Origin of the sequence: Bradyrhizobium sp. in8p8, assembly GCF_000426845.1 — a bacterium.
GTDB classification, from domain to species: domain Bacteria; phylum Pseudomonadota; class Alphaproteobacteria; order Rhizobiales; family Xanthobacteraceae; genus Bradyrhizobium; species Bradyrhizobium japonicum_C.
On sequence record NZ_AUGD01000031.1, the window covers coordinates 28,091 to 45,819 of the forward strand.

The 17,729-nt window shown below is 62.7% G+C and carries 20 protein-coding genes; 9 read left to right on the forward strand and 11 right to left on the reverse strand.

Annotated elements, in window-relative coordinates:
• Positions 1-92: 92 nt before the first annotated feature.
• Entirely contained in the window at positions 93-1,889 is a 1,797-nt protein-coding gene (locus K408_RS0135445; protein WP_024343280.1) for a ShlB/FhaC/HecB family hemolysin secretion/activation protein, read from the forward strand.
• Between the two features lie 403 nt (positions 1,890-2,292).
• Entirely contained in the window at positions 2,293-2,607 is a 315-nt protein-coding gene (locus tag K408_RS0135455) for a c-type cytochrome (RefSeq protein ID WP_024343281.1), read from the forward strand.
• A gap of 299 nt (positions 2,608-2,906) precedes the next feature.
• Here K408_RS0135455 and K408_RS0135460 read toward each other — a convergent pair whose 3' ends face one another.
• Both K408_RS0135460 and K408_RS0135465 read right to left on the reverse strand, forming a co-directional pair.
• On the reverse strand, positions 2,907-3,248 hold the full coding sequence (locus K408_RS0135460) for a phasin (RefSeq protein ID WP_024343282.1): 342 nt from the start codon (positions 3,246-3,248) through the stop codon (positions 2,907-2,909).
• Positions 3,249-3,388: 140 nt separating this feature from the next.
• Complete coding sequence (locus K408_RS0135465; RefSeq protein WP_024343283.1) at positions 3,389-3,574, reverse strand: hypothetical protein; 186 nt, start codon at positions 3,572-3,574, stop codon at positions 3,389-3,391.
• A 614-nt stretch (positions 3,575-4,188) separates the two neighbouring features.
• Between K408_RS0135465 and K408_RS0135470 the strand changes: the two genes are divergently transcribed.
• The gene (locus K408_RS0135470; protein WP_024343284.1) at positions 4,189-4,545 is read left to right on the forward strand and encodes a hypothetical protein; all 357 of its coding nucleotides are present in this window, start codon (positions 4,189-4,191) and stop codon (positions 4,543-4,545) included.
• A 45-nt stretch (positions 4,546-4,590) separates the two neighbouring features.
• Here K408_RS0135470 and K408_RS0135475 read toward each other — a convergent pair whose 3' ends face one another.
• Both K408_RS0135475 and K408_RS0135480 read right to left on the reverse strand, forming a co-directional pair.
• The gene (locus tag K408_RS0135475; RefSeq protein WP_024343285.1) at positions 4,591-5,166 is read right to left on the reverse strand and encodes a hypothetical protein; all 576 of its coding nucleotides are present in this window, start codon (positions 5,164-5,166) and stop codon (positions 4,591-4,593) included.
• A 45-nt stretch (positions 5,167-5,211) separates the two neighbouring features.
• Complete coding sequence (locus K408_RS0135480; protein ID WP_024343286.1) at positions 5,212-5,745, reverse strand: GcrA family cell cycle regulator; 534 nt, start codon at positions 5,743-5,745, stop codon at positions 5,212-5,214.
• 162 nt (positions 5,746-5,907) lie between these two features.
• Here K408_RS0135480 and K408_RS0135485 point away from each other — a divergent pair, with 162 nt between their 5' ends.
• Together K408_RS0135485 and K408_RS0135490 are read left to right on the forward strand one after the other, a co-directional pair.
• Positions 5,908-6,516 (forward strand): S24 family peptidase, encoded by a 609-nt coding sequence (locus K408_RS0135485; RefSeq protein WP_024343287.1) that lies wholly within the window; start codon positions 5,908-5,910, stop codon positions 6,514-6,516.
• Between the two features lie 109 nt (positions 6,517-6,625).
• Positions 6,626-6,901, forward strand: a complete 276-nt coding sequence (locus K408_RS0135490) for a hypothetical protein (RefSeq protein WP_024343288.1) — start codon at positions 6,626-6,628, stop codon at positions 6,899-6,901.
• Positions 6,902-6,939: 38 nt separating this feature from the next.
• Here the strand turns inward: K408_RS0135490 and K408_RS0135495 are convergent, their stop codons facing one another.
• Positions 6,940-7,914: a quinone oxidoreductase family protein gene (locus tag K408_RS0135495; protein ID WP_024343289.1), complete on the reverse strand. Its 975-nt coding sequence runs from the start codon at positions 7,912-7,914 to the stop codon at positions 6,940-6,942.
• A gap of 224 nt (positions 7,915-8,138) precedes the next feature.
• On the opposite strand from K408_RS0135495, the gene K408_RS0135500 reads away from it, so the two are divergent.
• The 3 genes from K408_RS0135500 (at position 8,139) to K408_RS0135510 (ending at position 10,815) form a co-directional block, all read left to right on the forward strand.
• Positions 8,139-8,339 carry a hypothetical protein gene (locus tag K408_RS0135500; RefSeq protein ID WP_024343290.1) on the forward strand — a complete coding sequence of 67 codons (201 nt, stop codon included), beginning with the start codon at positions 8,139-8,141 and terminating at the stop codon, positions 8,337-8,339.
• A 146-nt stretch (positions 8,340-8,485) separates the two neighbouring features.
• Entirely contained in the window at positions 8,486-9,433 is a 948-nt protein-coding gene (locus K408_RS0135505) for an AAA family ATPase (protein WP_024343291.1), read from the forward strand.
• A gap of 5 nt (positions 9,434-9,438) precedes the next feature.
• On the forward strand, positions 9,439-10,815 hold the full coding sequence (locus K408_RS0135510; protein WP_024343292.1) for a vWA domain-containing protein: 1,377 nt from the start codon (positions 9,439-9,441) through the stop codon (positions 10,813-10,815).
• A gap of 18 nt (positions 10,816-10,833) precedes the next feature.
• Here K408_RS0135510 and K408_RS0135515 read toward each other — a convergent pair whose 3' ends face one another.
• Positions 10,834-11,016 (reverse strand): hypothetical protein, encoded by a 183-nt coding sequence (locus tag K408_RS0135515; RefSeq protein WP_024343293.1) that lies wholly within the window; start codon positions 11,014-11,016, stop codon positions 10,834-10,836.
• A 336-nt stretch (positions 11,017-11,352) separates the two neighbouring features.
• Here K408_RS0135515 and K408_RS0135520 point away from each other — a divergent pair, with 336 nt between their 5' ends.
• Positions 11,353-11,574 (forward strand): hypothetical protein, encoded by a 222-nt coding sequence (locus tag K408_RS0135520; protein ID WP_024343294.1) that lies wholly within the window; start codon positions 11,353-11,355, stop codon positions 11,572-11,574.
• Positions 11,575-11,598: 24 nt separating this feature from the next.
• Here the strand turns inward: K408_RS0135520 and K408_RS0135525 are convergent, their stop codons facing one another.
• From K408_RS0135525 to K408_RS0135545, 5 genes are all read right to left on the reverse strand, one after another.
• Positions 11,599-12,969 carry a hypothetical protein gene (locus K408_RS0135525; RefSeq protein WP_024343295.1) on the reverse strand — a complete coding sequence of 457 codons (1,371 nt, stop codon included), beginning with the start codon at positions 12,967-12,969 and terminating at the stop codon, positions 11,599-11,601.
• 97 nt (positions 12,970-13,066) lie between these two features.
• Positions 13,067-14,338, reverse strand: a complete 1,272-nt coding sequence (locus K408_RS0135530) for an allantoate amidohydrolase (protein ID WP_024343296.1) — start codon at positions 14,336-14,338, stop codon at positions 13,067-13,069.
• Between the two features lie 485 nt (positions 14,339-14,823).
• The gene (gene uraD / locus K408_RS0135535; RefSeq protein WP_024343297.1) at positions 14,824-15,711 is read right to left on the reverse strand and encodes a 2-oxo-4-hydroxy-4-carboxy-5-ureidoimidazoline decarboxylase; all 888 of its coding nucleotides are present in this window, start codon (positions 15,709-15,711) and stop codon (positions 14,824-14,826) included.
• A gap of 1 nt (position 15,712) precedes the next feature.
• Complete coding sequence (gene puuE / locus K408_RS0135540; RefSeq protein WP_024343298.1) at positions 15,713-16,648, reverse strand: allantoinase PuuE; 936 nt, start codon at positions 16,646-16,648, stop codon at positions 15,713-15,715.
• Positions 16,649-17,062: a DUF3830 family protein gene (locus K408_RS0135545; protein ID WP_024343299.1), complete on the reverse strand. Its 414-nt coding sequence runs from the start codon at positions 17,060-17,062 to the stop codon at positions 16,649-16,651. It lies immediately after the preceding gene.
• Between the last annotated feature and the right edge of the window lie 667 nt (positions 17,063-17,729).

Genomic DNA, 17,729 nt, shown 5'->3' on the forward strand with positions numbered 1-17,729 from the left:
TATCGGAAATCACTCAAGAGAGAATTAGCAGGTGTCGGCCAGCCGCGCGGGCGCCTTAACCAATCATTGACCATAAAAAACTATTAAAAATCATGCGGCTAACGAACCCTTACCGAGCTTTCGGGAAATCTCCGTTAAACTACGGAGTCTGGATCGCGGTGCGGGGTGTGACATGGCACCTGCTTAGCGTTCTCGGGCTGTTAGCACCAATTTTCGCAGGGGCCCTGCAAGCATCCGCACAACAGGCGAACCAGCCGGGCTTCGATCCGCGCCAGCCTGAGAAGTACTTTGATAACCAGACCGAGCAGGAATCCCTCGGCCGGCCACCGGTCCGGTTGCCGAGCGTCGGACAGCCCACTCCGGGCGGGGATGCCAAGCCGCAATTTGTGCTGCGCGGCATCGACGTCATTGGCGCTCACGCCATCTCCCGCGATCGCATCGCCGCGGTCTATCAGACCTACCTTGCCAAGAAGGTCTCTCAGGCCAATCTCGCTGCGATTGCCGGCGCGATCAGCGAACTGTACCGCGAGGCCGGATTCCACTTAAGTCGCGCAATCGTGCCGCCGCAGGATATCGCCGACGGCCGGGTCCGGATCCAAATTATCGAAGGCGCCATTGTGCAAGCCGAGCTGAAAGGCGATGGCGCCGAACAGTTCGGCGTCAGGCCGATGCTCGGGCCGATTCTGGCCGAACAACCCTCGCGCCTTGCAACGCTCGAACGCCAACTGTTCCTGATCAACGGCAGACCGGGCGTCCGGATCACCGATACCGCGCTGGAGGAGATCGGCGGCACGACGGGCCGCTTCCGCCTGATCGTCTATTTGAAGACCTGGCACGTCTTCTCCTCCTTTGGCCTCGACAATCTCGGATCATCGTCGGTCGGCCCCTGGCAAACCTACGCGACCGGCGCGTTCAATTCCTACCTCACGCCCGGCGACACCCTTTCGGTCAACCTGTCGACCATTGCCAACGATCCGCGCGAGCTCGGCTTCGCGCGGATGTCCTACGACGCGCCGGTCGGTGTCGATGGTTTGCGCCTCGGCGCATCGGTGCTGTACAGCGCGGTGAGGCCCGGCGACGCCCGACGCCTCGACAGCGACATCACCACGACCGAAGCATTCGAGCTGCGTGCCAGCACCGTTCCGCTGCAGTCGCAATCGTCCACGCTCACGCTGACAGCCGCGATGACCTTCAGCAATGTGTCCGAGCATGACCTTTACGGGCCGTGGTACAACGACCACATCAGGACGGCGAGCCTGACCGCCGACTATAGGCTTCAAGACGGCTTCGGCGGCACCAATTTCGCGACGGCGAGCTTCCGGCAAGGCCTGGACATCTTTGGCGCATCACATTTCGACGACGATCTGCTATCGCGCGCTGGCGCCTCGTCGAACTTCTCGGTGCTGAGCTTGTGGTTCACGCGCCACCAGACACTCAACGATGCCTGGTCGATCAAGGTCTCGGCTGCGAGCCAAACCGCGTCACGGCCATTATTCACTTCGCAGCAGTTCTATCTTGGCGGCGCGGCTTTCGGCCGAGGCTATGGCGCAGCCGAGATCAGCGGCGACAACGGTCTTGCCGGCACGATCGAGCTGCGCTTCGATCAGAAGCTCAATTTCCGCTACTGGACCGGCTATCAGCTCTATGCCTTCGGCGACGCGGGCGCCGTCTGGAACCACGGCTACCGCCTGAGCGATGGCCTGTCGCTCACATCTGCCGGAGCCGGTGTGCGCTTCTTCCTCCCTGACGATCTCCATGCCGACTTAGGCGTGGCTGTCCCCTTGAGCTACCGGGCACCTGACAACGAGCGTCGCAGCCCACGCTTCCTTTTCACGCTGTCGAGCGCATTCCGGCTCTGCCCCGAACGCGGCAAGGCCGGCTGCCTTTAGCCGCCCTGTCGCAGAACGGCGCCATGGCAGGGCGACCGCTTTCGCGGCCCTGCTCAGAACTTGCGTAACTGCCGGTCGAAGATCGTGAGCAAGTCACCGATTTGAATGATCATGAACCGGCGAATGTTAGCGGAGAAGCTTTGCGGCAGATCAAGGCGGCTCCCAAGCGGCACGCTAGAAGAACAACATGGCCTCGGAGAGACAAGTGTCGCACTATACCGCAAGCCTTGATACGAAGAGCCTTGGCCTGGCCGCGGCAAGAGTGCCCGCATTCGTACGGCATCTCTATCGTTCGACCCGCAAGCTGTTCCGGTCGGTCATCGCCCGCATTGACCTCTCGCAGTTTCCAGGATCATGCTGCGGTTGAGCGCGGCAGACGCGAGCGAACGTAGAAAGATTGCCCATGTCCCGGCACGTAAGAAGGATTTGCCTCCTGATTGGCGTAGTCTCTGGCGTCGGTACGTCCGCCCTGGCCGCTGACGCCGATCACGGCGCCGACCTTGCCAGGCGCTGGTGCGCGAGCTGTCATGTCGTGGCGAACGGGCAGACCCAGGCGAGCGCCGATGTTCCCTCCTTTCCGTCCGTTGCGCGCAGGCAGGACTTCAGTCCGGAAAGGCTCGCCTTCTTCCTGCTCGATCCGCACCCGAAGATGCCGAACTTTCCCTTGAGCCGAGCCGAAGCCGCGGATATTGCGGCCTACATCGCATCGCTGCGATAGAGCGTGATCCGGATCCGAAGCTCACGTTGGCACGAAGCGTGGAGCGCTTTTCGGAAGAGACCGTGCTCAAAGCCGCAGACGACTCCCACCGATCTCCTTGCGGTCTAGCGGTCACCGGACGAAAGCGATCCGCTACAAGTGCAAATCCCTGCCGGAGGACCGGCAGGGATCAGCAGAAGGGATGACGGACGGCGAATGGAGTCGTTCGGTGGCCCATCATGGACCTGCGTGAGTATCGAAGCGCGGATCTTAACATCGCACAAGATCAAGTTGTGGGCACGCCGTACACACAGCGAGAGTCAAGACTTGTCCTTGCCTGGTTGCATGAGACTGCCCGTCATTTGGCGCATGTGATCTCCCGCGCTCGTGAACTGACTGCGCAGGAAATCGGACTGGATACGCATCGCTTCCTGCAAATCGGTGGCATGTACAAGCTTGCGCGCATGCTCAAAGGCCGACTTCATGTTCTGCTCGGTAAAAGCGAGCGCCTGCTTCGATACCTCCGTCCCCGCGCCCGGAACGGATGACATTGATTTGCTGGCGGCTTCAAAAAACATGCCGAAGGCCTTTTCCGCCTGGTCGATCGTCTTCTCTGCCAAGTCGCGCAGCTCGGCCGGAACTTCGAGTTTCGGTTCGATCATGGTCGCACTCTCCCTTTTTCGAACTGGATACCACATTTGCCGGACCACCTTCCAGCGGCCAGCCGAGGGGGATGACACCCGCTGACGGGTGTATGAGGAAAATGGATGGATGCAGCCTGGGTCCGGCGCGCGGCCAGACTTTAGGACAAGGGGTGCTCAGGAAGAGCTTCCTCGGTGGCCAGATCTTCGACCAGCTTGATCACTTCGAAACGCTGTCGAGGCGCGAGCTTCAGAAACGCGCGGAGCAGGCGCAGGCTCTCGACGGTGCCGCTTGCAGGCACGCCGAGCTTGAGATGCAGCTCGGCGGCGAAATTGAGGTCTTTCATCTCGCACCTATGACAAGCATCGGCCCTCGCGATCCACTCAAGAACCGAACGTCGCAACAGAACCTGTCGCGACGAACTCTCGGCCGGGGGCGCCCGCCAGGCTGGCACGCTGAACTGCACCCAAGCGACAGAATTGGTTGTAATTATGCCAAGGAACAACTCCTCCAGCAAGCCCGGCTCGGGTACGATGCTTCTTCTGCACCGAACCACGGCGATTCCGGATAACAGGAATATCGACGGCCGTCACCCACCTGCGTCAAGAAGCTGCATCGAACACGTATACAGTCTTGAGCGCCGTTGGCGCTGCGCTTCGCTTTTGTTTCCTATGTGAATGGACATTTGCGGACACCAACAGACGCTTGGCAGCGTATACACGTAGCTGTTGAGTGACGTGCGGAGGTTGTATCGTCGATGGCAGGACCGCGTGATCTTCACGCCCATCGGCCTCCGGTGAGTGGCCGCGATACCCTCAGCGAGCCTCATCGGGCCCGATTTGCTTTCCATCCGTGAACCGCCGTTCAGAAACAAACGACAAAGCGATTGCAGAACGGACACGCAGATCACGGCGCCCCCGCTGGAGAAATCTGGAGCGTACACCATCAAAGGACAAAGGCATGCTTTCTCGCTGCGATCTCATCAAGGGCGCTGCAGTCGCGCTTCTCACCCTCTCGGTACAAGGCGCATGGGCCCAGGAGACAAAGATGAACCTCTTCAAGATCGTTACCGTCAAGGACGAAATTGTCGTCGGATTGTCGGCGGAGGAGCTTCAGGCGCTTGGCGGCAACGATGCGAGCGCCGTTGCACGCGCGCTGGCACAGAAAGGCGACCTCACGGTTTGGCAATACAATGTGCGTCGAGGCCCGAACGGCGAACTGCAGCAGGCGCCGACCGCCAAGATCGGTCTTTTGGCCAACGCGTCGCTTCGCGTCGAGCCCTACACCACGCCGTACAGGATACTGCCTCATCCGTAAGCAGGGTCGGTCACGTCGGCGGCCGAGACCGCCGGCGTGCCGCAATCATCTCCGCCGGTCCGGACGCAGCGTCCCAGCTTCCGTCGCAAAGCCGTAGATCAGCGCCAGCCGATCCAGGCATTCGCGAAAGCGGCGCCCAAAATAGTCGTTCCAGCGCTGCGTACGGACGGCACGACGCTGCCCGATCTGATCCATGGTCAGACCCAGCACCAGCACATCGTGCACCAGCGCGGCGCCGTCAGTCCCGAGCTCGCGCTCGACCCGGTTCAGCCGCAGCACCGCCTTTCGCTGGCTCTCGGTGACCGGCTCGCGCGTGCTGGTGCCATCGACATATTCGCGGGTCGTGTCCACCGCCTGAGGCCCCCGCTCAGCCCGCTCCCAATCGTTCTGAAAGGCGCGCCCGCCGCGGTATTGCGCTTCGTCGATCTGGTGGTGCGCATGCAGCCGGCCGAGCGGATCGCTGCGGATCGACCGCATAGCCAGGATCTTCTCGCCTGAATCGAGCGCGAGCGGATTGTCGACCTCCACCTCCGCCAGCTCGGCATTGAACGGCACCTCCCTCGACCGCCGGTCGTAGATCTGCGCCAGTTTGTAAGACTTGTTGCGTCGGGCACGTGCCACTGGGCTACTCCTTGCAAAATTGACGATCGAACGAAGGCGGCACTCTCAAGGGACGCCGACCAGCCTCAGCACGACCCGCCCGGCGACACGGGCGGACGGCGTGCCAGAGCGACGCGTCAAGCGAGCATGCGGTGCGCAATAGCTGGACGCCGGCTGGCGGGGGTGGCCACAGAAGGCAATCTCCTCGCCGTCCTTGTCGCCGCCATAGGGGTAGTGGCAGTCGGCCGGCTCGAGTTCGACGAGCGGTATCAGGCGCGGCTGGACGCCGACACAGCGCAGCTTCACCCGTTGGGCGGGCTTCATTGCCGATTTCGGCGGCAGATTCAGGTTCGGCAAGGCTACGCGCCGTGGCGCAAGCGGGCTGGCCTCGCCCGGCCACGATGGCGCGATCGACGGGCTTGTCATCCATTCCGGCAGGACGAGCCCGAGCCGCTTGGCGCGGCCGACCACCGCGCTGCGCGTGTAAGCCGTTCCGAATCGTGCGTTTAGCTGTCTCCCGATCTCCGCATAAGACATGCCTTTGAGAAAATAGTCGCGAAGCGCGTCGGAGTGCTCCGACGGCCAATGGCCCGGTTCCATGCTGCTGTCCTGTGATGCGCCGCCTCCGATCGAACGACGGAAGGCGGAGCATACATTCCGGTATTCCGAATAGAGAGTCAAGCGACAATTCTGATATTCATAATTGCATCAATTCCGAATTTCGGATTACAAGAGGCCAGGTGCGCAATCGAGGGAATCACCATGTTGGACGTTGCTATGATCGAGCGGGGCCTGGAGAAAACGGGCAAGAGCAAGGGCGGCCTGGCGGCGGCCATGGGCGTGCGCCCCGGGGCGGTCTCGGAGATTCTCGGCGGCGAGCGCTTGGTAAAAGCCTCGGAGATCATTCCGATCATGGAATATCTCGAGCTCAATCTTGCGCCGATCATGGGCCGGGTCGGAGCCGGCGCGGTGATCGAGCCGGACTATGAACAGGTCCCCCCGGAAGGTCTCGGCGACGTCACGTTGCCCTTCCCGATCATGGAAGAGACGATCGCATTCGAGATCGTGGGCGATTCGATGCTGCCAAAATACGAAAGCGGCGACGTGATCGTGGTCTACAAGGATCAGCGCCATCCGTTGTCGAGCTTCTACGGTGAAGAGGCGGTGGTTCGGCTCAAGACCGGCGAGCGCTATCTGAAAACCATCGAGCGGGGAAAATCACCCTCTGTCGTCAACCTCACGAGCTTCAATGCCAAGCCGATCGTCGGGGTCAAGCTCGACTGGGTCGGGGAGATCTGCCTGTCCATGCCCAAGGGGCAACTCGAACGACTGCGCGCGAAATCGGCGCGGCCCCGCAAGAAGGGCAAGTGATGGAGCTGCAGCCGGCCATTTCGCATTTCCAGAAATGATCGTTGACAAAATTCCGGTTTTCGACAATACTCTGCCGCGCTACGACCACGGGGCGCGGCAGGATCGTTTCATGCAGTATTTCGTCGTGATGATCGACTATGGGCGGCGGGGCCGCGAGGCGGTTGTCGATCCGGAGATCACGAGGCGCGAAGTCATCTCGCGCATCGCCTCGGGCGAATATCAGAACATCTCGTTCATCCACGAGATCCTGGAGAATGCGGTCGAGGACGTGACCGAGGCAATGCTAACTGCGGCCGCCCTGCCCCAGATCCCGCCTGAGGATATAGACCTCCAGGCAATCGACCTTGATCACACCCGCGATCTGCGCAAGCACGAACGGTCGTGACGCAGGCCAGGTAACCTGCGTCACCGCCCGGTCGGGGATTACACCAACAGAACGGTCGATCCCGTGGTTTTGCGTGCCGCCAGGTCGGCGTGCGCCTTTGCGGCCTCCTTCAACGGATAGGTCTGGTGCACCTCGATCTTGACCGCACCGGACTTGACGACATCGAACAGTTCGTTCGCCATCGCGACCAGGCTTTCGCGTTTGGCGGCGTAGGTGAACAGCGTCGGACGCGTGACGTAAAGCGAGCCCTTCTGCGCCAGCAGGCCGAGATTGAGCGGCTCGACCACGCCGGACGATTGACCGAACAGCGCCGCGACGCCGAGGGGCGCGAGGCAATCCAGCGATTTCAGGAACGTGTCCTTGCCCACGGAATCGTAAACCACCGGCACCTTCTTGCCGCCGGTGATTTCGTCAACCCGCTTAACGAAATCCTCTCGTGTATAGATGATCACATGGTCGCAACCATGCGCCTTGGCTAGCTTGGCCTTCTCATCGCTGCTGACCGTGCCGATCACGGTCGCGCCGAGATGCTTGGCCCATTGGCTCAGGATCAGACCAACACCGCCGGCCGCGGCATGAAGCAGAATGGTATCGCCCGCCTTCACCCTATAGGTCTGCCGGATCAGATATTGCGTCGTCAGCCCCTTGAGCATCATCGCCGCCGCGGTCTTGTCGTCGACGCCGTCAGGCAATTTCAACAGCCGGTCGGCGGGGATCAGCCGCGCCTCGGAGTAAGCTCCGAGCGGCGAGGCGCCATAAGCGACACGGTCGCCCGGCTTCAGATCGGTAACATCCGGGCCGACCTCCTCCACGATACCGGCTGCCTCGCTACCGAGCCCGCTCGGCAGTTGCGCCGGATACAAGCCGGAACGGTTATAGATATCGACGAAATTGAGACCGACAGCGGTGTGGCGGATGCGGGCTTCGCCGGGTCCAGGCTTGCCGACGCTGACCTCCTCCCAGACCAGAACTTCCGGCCCACCGGTCTTGTGAAATCGAATGGCATGCGTCATGGGCGTTGCTCCCTTATCGTTGAGGTGAAGGTCCGAACACGGAATTGGCCAGCGAAACAGGCATTTGGCCCACCCTGGACAGTACAGAGCCGTAACCAGAATGTCACAGCGAACGGCAAACATTAGCCGTTCCACCTGTGTTCGAAAGAGTTGATGAGGGCTCCGGGCTAGCCGGCAGTAGCTTCGCGTGGGGTTTGGTGGGTCGCCTGCGAAGGAGAGCGGAGATGCCAGCTTACGTTCAGCATCATCAGGATGTCGAGGTCCCGCCCGTGAATTGCCCCGCCTGCATGGGGTTCCTGCCGATGTATGTGCGCGAGGTCGAGCCGCATTGGGGTCTCGCCAGAATCGACTTCGTCTATGAATGCGCCGATTGCGGCGCCGAGGTCAGGCAGACAATCCGCAAACCGGAGCAGCTGCGGCACTAATTTCGCGAACGGCGAGCTGCCTAACTATTTGCGCGGAACGGAAAAAATGCCGCTCACGCGCATCTGATGTCTCCCAAACGAGGCTTGTTCTTTGCCGGGAACGCAGGCAGAACAAGCCTCACTTGGACCCTTGGGAGCGCCCATTCGTGGCTGATCAGAAGGCCTCGACATCGATCGAGGCAGTGGAGAGCGGCCTCGCCGCGCAAGGTTACATCGCGAGCCGGCAGATCGCGACGGCCGTCTATTTGTCGCAGCAGATCGAGAAGCCGATCCTGGTCGAGGGGCCTGCCGGCGTCGGCAAGACCGAACTCGCCAAGGCGATCGCTGCCTGGCGCGGCATGAAGATGATCCGCCTGCAATGCTACGAGGGCCTCGACGAGGCCAAGGCGCTCTATGAGTGGAAGTACGCCAAGCAGCTTCTCTATACGCAGATCCTGAAGGACAAGCTCGGTGAGGTTCTCGGCGGCGCGCAGACGTTGCACGCCGCGCTCGACCAGTTGCACGATTTCGGCGACGTGTTCTTCTCCAAGGAGTTTGTCGAGCCACGTCCCCTGCTCCAGGCGCTGGAGCAGCCGGGCGGCTGCGTGCTGCTGATCGACGAGATCGACAAGTCAGACGCTGAGTTCGAATCGCTGCTGCTGGAGATCCTGTCCGACTTCCAGGTCACCATTCCCGAGCTTGGAACCGTTTCGGCCATCACGCCGCCAACCGTGATCCTCACCTCCAACAGCGAGCGCGACCTCGGGGACGCGTTGAAGCGCCGCTGCCTGCATCTGCATATAGGCTTTCCCGAGCAGCGGCTGGAGGAGCGGATCGTCGAAAGCCGCGTGCCCGGCATCTCGCAGGCGCTGCGACGGCAGATGGTCGGCTTCATCCACGAGATCCGCTCGCTCGATCTGAAGAAGCTGCCCTCGGTCAGCGAGACCATCGACTGGGCGCGCGTGCTGGTGCTGCTCCAGGCTTCCGAACTCGATTCCGAGATCGTCAAGGACACGCTCAACGTGCTGCTGAAATACGAAGCCGACATCGAGGCTGCAACGCCGCAAGTGACGACCTTCATTGCCAAGGCGGCACGGTCCAACGTCTTCGGTTGACGCCGATGCGCGAGAACCTCCATCGTTTCTTTCGGGCGGCACGGGGCGCCGGCGTTCACGTCTCGCCTGCGGAAAGCATCGATGCGATGCGAGCAGTCGCGCAGGTCGGCCTCTCCGACCGCGCAATCCTGCGCGACGCGCTGCTCCTGACACTCGCCAAGTCACAGGACGAGAAGCTCGCTCTCGGCGATTGCTTTGATCTCTTCTTCAGTCAGCCGGAGCCGAGGCAAGACCAGCCCGAGGCGGACAACGACGACACTTCGCCCGATGCGGATCAGTCGCCCCCCTCCGGCGCTCCCGGCGATGCTGGCGAAGGTCAGCCTTCCCAGGGTTTGGGCCCGCTCGCCCAGATGCTGCTTTCGCAGGACCGCAATGCGATCGCAGCCGCCATTGCCAGCGCCTCCGGTGCGGCCTCCCTGTCCGACATCCGCTATTCCACTCAGCGCGGCATCTTCTCAAGCCGCATACTCGACGCGATGGGCCTTCAGCGCCTGCGCGACGACCTCGACGAGCTGACCGCGACCAATCCGGCCCTGGCCGAGCGCCTGCGCGCCGCGCTCGACGGCTTGCGCGAAGCCGTGCGCGATACGGTCTCCCAGGGGCTTGCACTCTACGCCCGCGAGGAGGCCGAGAACCTCCGCAATGAGATCCTGCGCAACGCGCCGCTTGCTCGCATCGAGCGGCGCCAGGTCGCCGAGATGCGCGCACTCATTCGCCAGATCGCGCGCCGGCTGCGAGAGCGCTACTCGAAGCCACGCAAGCGCCAGCGCCGCGGTCATCTCGACGTGCGCCGCACGCTCCGCCGCAATGCGGCCTGGGGCGGCATTCCCTTCCTCACGGCATGGAAGCGCAAGCATCGTGACCGACCGAAGATCGTCGCGCTATGCGACGTCTCCGGGTCGGTCGCTCAAGTCTCAGACTTCTTCCTGCTGCTGATCCACTCATTGCACGAGGTGGTCGACGACGTCCGCTCCTTCGCCTTCTCCTCCCATCTGATCGAGGTCAGTGAAATCCTGGAATCGAAGTCGCCGGAGGAGGCGATGTCCGAGATCATGTCCAAGGTCGGTTTTGGCTCGTCAGATTACGGCTCTTCGCTGGTCGATTTCGAGAAGGAGTTCATGAGCACGCTGACGCCTCGGACCACCGTGATCGTGCTCGGCGACGCCCGCAGCAACAATCTCGACCCGCGCGCCGACATTTTGCGCCGCATCTCCGAGCGCTCCAAGCGGCTGGTCTGGCTCAATCCCGAGGGGCGGCTCGCCTGGGGCTTTGGCGATTCCGAGATGCCGCGCTACGCGACCTTTTGCAGCGTCGTGCGCCAATGCGCCACCGCACAGCAGCTCGAGCGCGCCGTGTCCGATATCGTAGCGACGTATCAGTAAGCAAAATAACCAGCGGTGTCAGGCCGCGTTCCGCTCGGCCTGCGCGAGATTGCACTCCCGGAAGTGATAGGCGATTTCATCGAGCGCGCGCTGCTCCCATTCCTGGGCCTGTGCGAGCCAGAATACACGACGTTCGGAGTCGAGCGCCGCGCGCTCACGGCATAGAAATTCCTGACTGCGAATTTCAACCAGCTTGTTCATGCACTCCACTCCTCCTGTGAAGCCAATCGCCTCCAAATGAGTGTAACAGAGTCCTGCACGGCTCGCCGCGTCATTTCTATGCATATCGCGGCGAAGGGACAGCGATGCTTCCCGTGCACTGCGGCAATTCGCACCGCAACATCAAGCTTCGATCATCGATATTTTGATTGGCGCTTTCGACGATCTGCTCATGCAACGCTTGGACAGCAACGGACTGCCGCAATTAGTGAAGAGACGTTCTAAACAGTTCACCGAATTCCGGACTCATTGTCGTCGCATGGTCTTCATGCAGCTCCGCTAACAGGGGCGCGCGACTGGGCTATCGTTTGAGGCACAATGAGCAACGACGTCGATTTCGATCTTACCCCGGACCAATGGGACGCTCTGCGCACGCTCCGCAACGCCACCTCGAGTGGTCGCCTCTCGAAGGCCTACCTGATCGAAAGCCTCGTGAAGCTTGGTCTCGTGGACGTCAATGACGGCGTACCGTCGATGACGCCGACGGGACGCAAGGTGCTCGTGCGCGGGTCATGCCGGCTGCTGGATCTCGCGGCATAGCGGCGCGCAACAGGACCGGATCGCTCAATCCCACCGGAGGAGCGGCGTCCCGTACGCCCGCCTCCAGACCGACAGAAAGCGCGGGAACCAGGAATGGGCCACGGCGCCCTTATAGGCCCAGGTGCGGTACTTCAGCCCCTGTTCGGAAATCAGCTCCTGATAGCCCCCGTGGACCTCGGTCGCAGTCCGAATGTCCTTCAATATTCCTTGTGCGCAGGCGCGGTAGGTATCGCGCCCCGTGAACTCGTCATAATCCAGCATGCGATCTGCGAACTCGACGTTGAACGTCGGCCAGGAGGAGCGCCCCTGATAGGCAGGTGCGGCAATCTTGTGGATCATCTTGTTCCTGGGATTGTCGGCCGACACCAGGAAATGAAACGTGCTGGGGATACGAAACCGCGGTTCCGCGATGATCAGATCCGCCGTGGCCGCGAACAGCGCCCGCTCGCTCGCATCGCTCATGGTCCAGAATCCGCGATGCACACCGACGAAATCCAGTGCGACTGATGACGCCGGCGAGGTCGTCCGGTCTTCCAGGGAATGCCTGATGTAGCCGTCCTTGCCAAACAGGCGGAGCAGGTCCCTCTTGTACTGCACAAGGTCTCGCCCGAGCAGCCGCTTTAGCTCGTTCTCACCGACGATCCCGAGCTGCACGCCCCACACGAAGGTCGTGTAGACAGAAGCATTGGTTACGAAGCGCTTGCGCTCGGCGCGGGTGTCTGTCGCAGCGGAACGGGGTGCGTTGACATCGCAAAGCAAGGACCTGGTTCCGCCATCATCGAACGGTTCGAGCTCGCTTGCGAGCTGCAGAATTGCTCGCTTCAGGTCGGCGCCATACTCCGCCAGCAACAAGCGGCCGGCATGCGCGCATTGCGACATCGCGAGATAGGACGGCTTCCTCTCCTCGGCAGAGATCATCTGCTGGAGGCCGGCGAGAATGCCGAGCAGCGTGTCGGACGGGCGCGAGAAATAATTCACCCCGAGATACCGGCCGCGTCCTGCGGGGACGATGGTCGTCGTGACGACGCCGGCACGAACCGCGTCCAGCAACAAGCGGACGCTCTTGTCGAGCAGCCGAGCGCGCCGGACGGCATCCTGCGCATCCAAAATGGTTTCGGGATCGAGGACATCAGGATAGAACCACGCGAAGTCGCGGGGATAATAGGCGGAGGCGTGTGGTGCGCCCGTAACGAGGAAAGCCTCGGTCAGCGAAAAGGCGCTCTCCATCGAGTGCCGATAGAGGTCCGCGATGGCAGTGAACGAATGATCCGATCTTCTCAGGAACCGATCACCGAGAAAATTGACCGCCTGGAGGGCGTTGGCGAGAACGGTCGCAGCCGCACCCTGGTAGAATCGGCTTCTGCGGTTTGAGGGCAACGGGGTATCGCTATTCATATCCTGGCCGGGTCAACTCCGATGGTGCGGGCACCATCCAAAGCCTGCCTGATTCGTATTTCTTCACGATGACCTGGCTGCTTCGGCTGGGGCTTCTTCAGCCTGCCGTCGACCCTTCCCGCGGCCTGAAATTCTCGATCACCCGCAACAGCACCCGCGCGCCCGCGTCGGCATCGGCGAGTTCGACATGTTCATCCGGGTGATGGCTGATGCCGCCGCGGCAGCGGACGAAGATCATGCCGACATCGGCAATGTCGATCATCGCCATGCCGTCGTGCCCTGCTCCGCTCGGCAGCTCGAAGACGGAAAAGCCTTCGGCCTCGATCGCCTGCGCGATCTGCTGCTGGAGCCAAGGCGCGCACGGTGCAGTGCGGTTCTCGTGAGTGACATCGAGCTGAAGCGCCAGCCGCCGGCGCTTGGCGATAGCCTCGATCTGGCGGACGATTTCGGTGACCGCGCGCTTACGATGCCCGTCGGTCGGCGCCCGCATGTCTATGGTGAACGACACCTGGCCCGGAATGACGTTGGTCGCACCGGGCTTCGCCTGGATGTGGCCGACGGTGCCGACAAGGCCGCCCTCGTCGGTGCGGCAAAACTGCTCGATCGCGCCGATGCATTCGGCCGCACCGGCGAGCGCGTCTCGGCGCAGCGGCATTGGGACGGTGCCGGCGTGACCGGCCATCCCGGTCAGCCGCGCGGCAAGGCGCGTGGCGCCGGCAATCGCTGTAACCACGCCAACGGGCAGGTTCTGTGCTTCCAGCACCGGCCCCTGCTCGATGTGCAACTCGATATAGGCCAGCAGCTCGCCCCGCGTCCGTGCCGCTGCGCCGATACGGTCGGGATCGAGCCCGAACTGCACGAGCGCATCGCGCATTGAAACGCCATCGCGGTCGCGCGTGTTCAGCACATTCTCGTCGAAGGTCCCGGCCACCGCACGGCTTCCGAGCAAGGTCGAGGCGAAACGCACCCCCTCCTCGTCGGCAAACCCGACCACCTCGATCGCAAACGGCAGGCGCTTGCCGCGGCGGTTGAGGTCGGCGACGCAAGAGATCGCCGTGATCACACCCAGCGGCCCATCCCATTTGCCCGCATCGCGCACGGTATCGTAGTGCGAGCCGAGCATCAGGCATGGCGCACCCGGCTGGTCGCCTTCGTAGCGGCCACAGACGTTGCCGATCGCATCGAGGCGCGCGCTCATGCCTGCTTCGCGCATCCAGCTCAGGATGAGGTCCGCTGCCTCGCGCAGCTCCGTGGTGAGGTAGATGCGGGTGAGGCTGCCGCCCTCCTCCGAGATTGCGGCCAGATCGTTGATCCGGCGAACGATCACCTCGCCGAGCGATGCACTTTGAACGGCACTGACGGCCCCCATCTCAACAAGCCTTCTCTTCTCTGACCGCCGCCGCTGTCCTGGCGACAATCGGACCGGGTTCCCTGCAGCAAATCACGCCCGGCGCTTGCCCCAACCAAGGCGTGATTAGCATGAATGTGACCACACGCCATGCGACCTCGCGCGGATGCGCCCGGGAGCCGCCGGGAAGTGCCCGATCCCTAGGCAGAACCGCAGCCGATTGATTGCGGGGGCGGCGATCACCTCATGACGGCCAGATACTCGGGATGAATTTCCATGTGAAAGACATCGAAGACAGGCTTCCGGGGCAACTAGCACGCTTCTTGCATTTCCCGGATCACCTGCTCCTCCCGGAGGAGGTTCGGAGGGGGTGGCCAGAAGCACCCGGCACTTGTGGCTGCCCCCTCTTTCCACTTTTGCCTGGCTTACCCCGCCCGCATGGCGCGCGGCGGAACTGAAGCTGCGCTCGATCCCACCGACGGCGTCGTGCCGACGAGCCTATTTTTCTAGCTGCCGCGATAGGTCGAATAGCTCCACGGCGTGACCAGCAGCGGCACGTGATACTGGCCTTCCGGCTCGCTGACGGCAAAGCGCAGCGGGATCTCATCGAGGAACGGCGGATCGGACTGTGGCACGTTTCGCTCGGCGTAATATCTGGCGACGCTGAAGCGGAGTTCGTAACGGCCGATCGGCAGCGGACGGCCGCCGATCAGCGGCTGGTCGGTGCGGCCGTCGGCATTTGTCACCGCGCGCGCGATGACGCGGTTCTCGCCGAGGGTCGCGAGCTCGACGAGCTCAACCGGGATGCCCGGTGCCGGCTTGCCAATCTGATTGTCCAGCACAAGCGTCGAGAGCCGGCCGTGCACCTTCAGCTTGTCGTCCGCAATGACGAGCTGATCCAGGCGCAGCGCCGCGATGCGGCCGATTTCCTCGATGGCACGTCGCGTCTCGGTCTTCGCGATATTGAGCAGCCGCGTCTCGCAGTCGCGCAGCACCGAATCCCTGGTGTGACGGCGCAAGCAGACGATATAGGGAAAGCCGAACTTCACGCGGTAAGCGTTGTTGGCGCGCCCGAACGCCGCGTATTCGGGCTCCGACAGCCGGTCGAGCCCGGCTCTGTTCTGCTCGTCGGCCGTTTCCGCCGTAAGGCCGGCGGCAGGTTGCGTCTTGCTCGCGAGATCGGGATGGGCGCGGATCAACGACAGCTGAACGTCGGGCTCGGCGCTCTGGATCGCCGCAATCAGCGCGGCGTGGAGTTGATTGATGCCTGTGAAGGGCCGCTTTGCCGCAAGCTGCCCGGCGAGCCACGGCGAACATTCGACGACGCCGGCAAGCGCCGCAACGAAGTCGTCCCTGCTGGCGCCATTGAGATCGGCGAGCGAGATCTGTGACATCTCACCCGATCTCGAATGCGTCGGCGGCCAGATGGGCGTGCTTGTCGTGCCAGTGCTGCGCGATCTGCAATCGGGTCGGCACCCAGACGCGCTCGTGCTTGCCGATATAGTCCAGGAAGCGGATCAGGCCCGCCGCGCGGCCGGGCCGGCCGGCGAGGCGGCAGTGCAGGCCGACCGACATCATCTTCGGTGCGGTCTGCCCTTCCGCATAAAGCACGTCGAATGCGTCCTTCAGGTAGGTGAAGAACTGTTCGCCTTCGGCAAACCCTTGCGGGTTGATGAAGCGCATGTCGTTGGCATCTAACGTGTAGGGAATGAAGAGCTGCTTGCCGCCCGGTCCCCTTACCCAATAGGGCAGATCATCGGCATAGGAGTCGCAGAGATAGAGGAAGCCGCCTTCCTCCATCAGCAGCCGGTTGGTGTTGATCGAGGAGCGCCCCGTGTACCAGCCGAGCGGCCGCGATCCTGTTGCCTCGGTGTGGACGCGGATCGCCTCCGTAATCTCGGCGCGCTCCTGCGCCTCGGTCATGTCCTTGTGCTCGATCCATTTCAGGCTGTGGCTCGCGATGTCCCAGCCCGATTCCTTCATCGCTGCGACGATCTCGGGATTGCGCTTGAGCGCGGTGGCGACGCCGAACACGGTCGTCGGCCACTTCCGCTCGTTGAACATCCGCCACAACCGCCAGAAGCCGGCGCGCGAGCCATATTCGAACATCGATTCGATATTGGCGTGGCGCTGGCCCGGCCAGGGCTGCGCGCCGAGGACGTCGGACAAAAAGGCTTCCGAGGCTCGGTCCCCATGCAAAATGTTGTTCTCGCCGCCCTCCTCGAAATTGACGACGAACTGCACTGCGACCCGCGCGTTGCCGGGCCACTGCGGATGCGGCGGGTTGCGGCCATAACCGCGGAGATCGCGCGGGTAGCGGGGCTCAGTCACTCAGACTTCCTCGAAGCGAATCGGCTGCGCGCCCTTCCACAGCACGCTCTTGCCCAGCGTCGCCAGATTCTCGAGCCCGGAGGTCAGGGTGATGAAGTGGTTACCCGCGAGCTGGCCCATCTTGCTCGCGAAATGAACGCCGCCATAGGCGAGCAGGATCTCGGTCTCGCTGATACCGCCGGGGTAGAGGATGATCTGACCGGGCGCGGGGTAGCTGGTGTGGTTCTCATAGCCGACCCCGAAATCCAGGTCGCCGAGCGGCATCCATACGCCCTCGCCGCTCCAGCGCACATGGATGATGTGGCTTTCGAACGGCAGCGCGTTGCGGAAAGCGGCGACGGTTTTGGGCGCCAGCTCCTCCTCGAAGCGGGCATCGAAGGTGAAGTCGCCGGCACGGATAACGAGTTTGCTCATCTCATCTCTCTGGATCAGGGCCAGCGGCCCCACGGCTCACTTCCAAGCAAAAAGCATTCCCGACAGTTTCGCGCAAGTGGCGCGGCAGCGTCTCGCATGTCCTGGGCATCGGCCGGCTTGCGATCCGGCATGCCCGCTCGCCGGAAAGCTCGATGACCCATTGAACCGGATTGCGAGTGGCAAGTCCACGGGCGCTCCCGTTTTCCCAATGCTCCAATCGTCGCCATCATTCCCCGCGAAGGCGGAGAATGCAGTACGCCGCGGCTGCTCGGCCAATCACTCGGACCTCCGGAATACTGGATCGCCCGTCTTCGCGGGCGATGACAGCGAACGTGAGATGGCAAGACACGCCTGCCCGATCTCGCGGCGTGTTTCGCCCGAGCTTTGCTTGATCTCTCCGCCCTCTCGTCCAAGAGGGCGCAGGGAAGGCCGGGTGCCGGCGGCACCCGCGGTCTGCTGCGCAAAAAGGTGCACGCAGGAAACCGCACAGCAGCATACAGGTGAAGCCCAACACACGGCCTTCCCTGCGCAATGGTCGGACGGCTTATGCCGCGCTCTCCCGGGAGCCGAGTTCCTTCTGGCCTCCCTCGCCCCAGCGAAATTCACCGGCGCCGCGCCGGTTGACGCGACTGCCGCATTCGCCAACGCTTGACCGTAGCAACGACGG

Excerpts from the sequence above, each read along its gene's own strand:
- K408_RS0135445 (WP_024343280.1), top strand. The coding sequence starts at position 93 with ATGCGGCTAACGAACCCTTACCGAGCTTTCGGGAAATCTCCGTTAAAC.
- K408_RS0135455 (WP_024343281.1), top strand. The coding sequence starts at position 2,293 with ATGTCCCGGCACGTAAGAAGGATTTGCCTCCTGATTGGCGTAGTCTCT.
- K408_RS0135460 (WP_024343282.1), bottom strand. The coding sequence starts at position 3,248 with ATGATCGAACCGAAACTCGAAGTTCCGGCCGAGCTGCGCGACTTGGCA.
- K408_RS0135465 (WP_024343283.1), bottom strand. The coding sequence starts at position 3,574 with ATGAAAGACCTCAATTTCGCCGCCGAGCTGCATCTCAAGCTCGGCGTG.
- K408_RS0135470 (WP_024343284.1), top strand. The coding sequence starts at position 4,189 with ATGCTTTCTCGCTGCGATCTCATCAAGGGCGCTGCAGTCGCGCTTCTC.
- K408_RS0135480 (WP_024343286.1), bottom strand. The coding sequence starts at position 5,745 with ATGGAACCGGGCCATTGGCCGTCGGAGCACTCCGACGCGCTTCGCGAC.
- K408_RS0135485 (WP_024343287.1), top strand. The coding sequence starts at position 5,908 with ATGTTGGACGTTGCTATGATCGAGCGGGGCCTGGAGAAAACGGGCAAG.
- K408_RS0135490 (WP_024343288.1), top strand. The coding sequence starts at position 6,626 with ATGCAGTATTTCGTCGTGATGATCGACTATGGGCGGCGGGGCCGCGAG.
- K408_RS0135495 (WP_024343289.1), bottom strand. The coding sequence starts at position 7,914 with ATGACGCATGCCATTCGATTTCACAAGACCGGTGGGCCGGAAGTTCTG.
- K408_RS0135500 (WP_024343290.1), top strand. The coding sequence starts at position 8,139 with ATGCCAGCTTACGTTCAGCATCATCAGGATGTCGAGGTCCCGCCCGTG.
- K408_RS0135510 (WP_024343292.1), top strand. The coding sequence starts at position 9,439 with ATGCGCGAGAACCTCCATCGTTTCTTTCGGGCGGCACGGGGCGCCGGC.
- K408_RS0135515 (WP_024343293.1), bottom strand. The coding sequence starts at position 11,016 with ATGAACAAGCTGGTTGAAATTCGCAGTCAGGAATTTCTATGCCGTGAG.
- K408_RS0135520 (WP_024343294.1), top strand. The coding sequence starts at position 11,353 with ATGAGCAACGACGTCGATTTCGATCTTACCCCGGACCAATGGGACGCT.
- K408_RS0135525 (WP_024343295.1), bottom strand. The coding sequence starts at position 12,969 with ATGAATAGCGATACCCCGTTGCCCTCAAACCGCAGAAGCCGATTCTAC.
- K408_RS0135530 (WP_024343296.1), bottom strand. The coding sequence starts at position 14,338 with ATGGGGGCCGTCAGTGCCGTTCAAAGTGCATCGCTCGGCGAGGTGATC.
- uraD (WP_024343297.1), bottom strand. The coding sequence starts at position 15,711 with ATGTCACAGATCTCGCTCGCCGATCTCAATGGCGCCAGCAGGGACGAC.
- K408_RS0135545 (WP_024343299.1), bottom strand. The coding sequence starts at position 17,062 with ATGAGCAAACTCGTTATCCGTGCCGGCGACTTCACCTTCGATGCCCGC.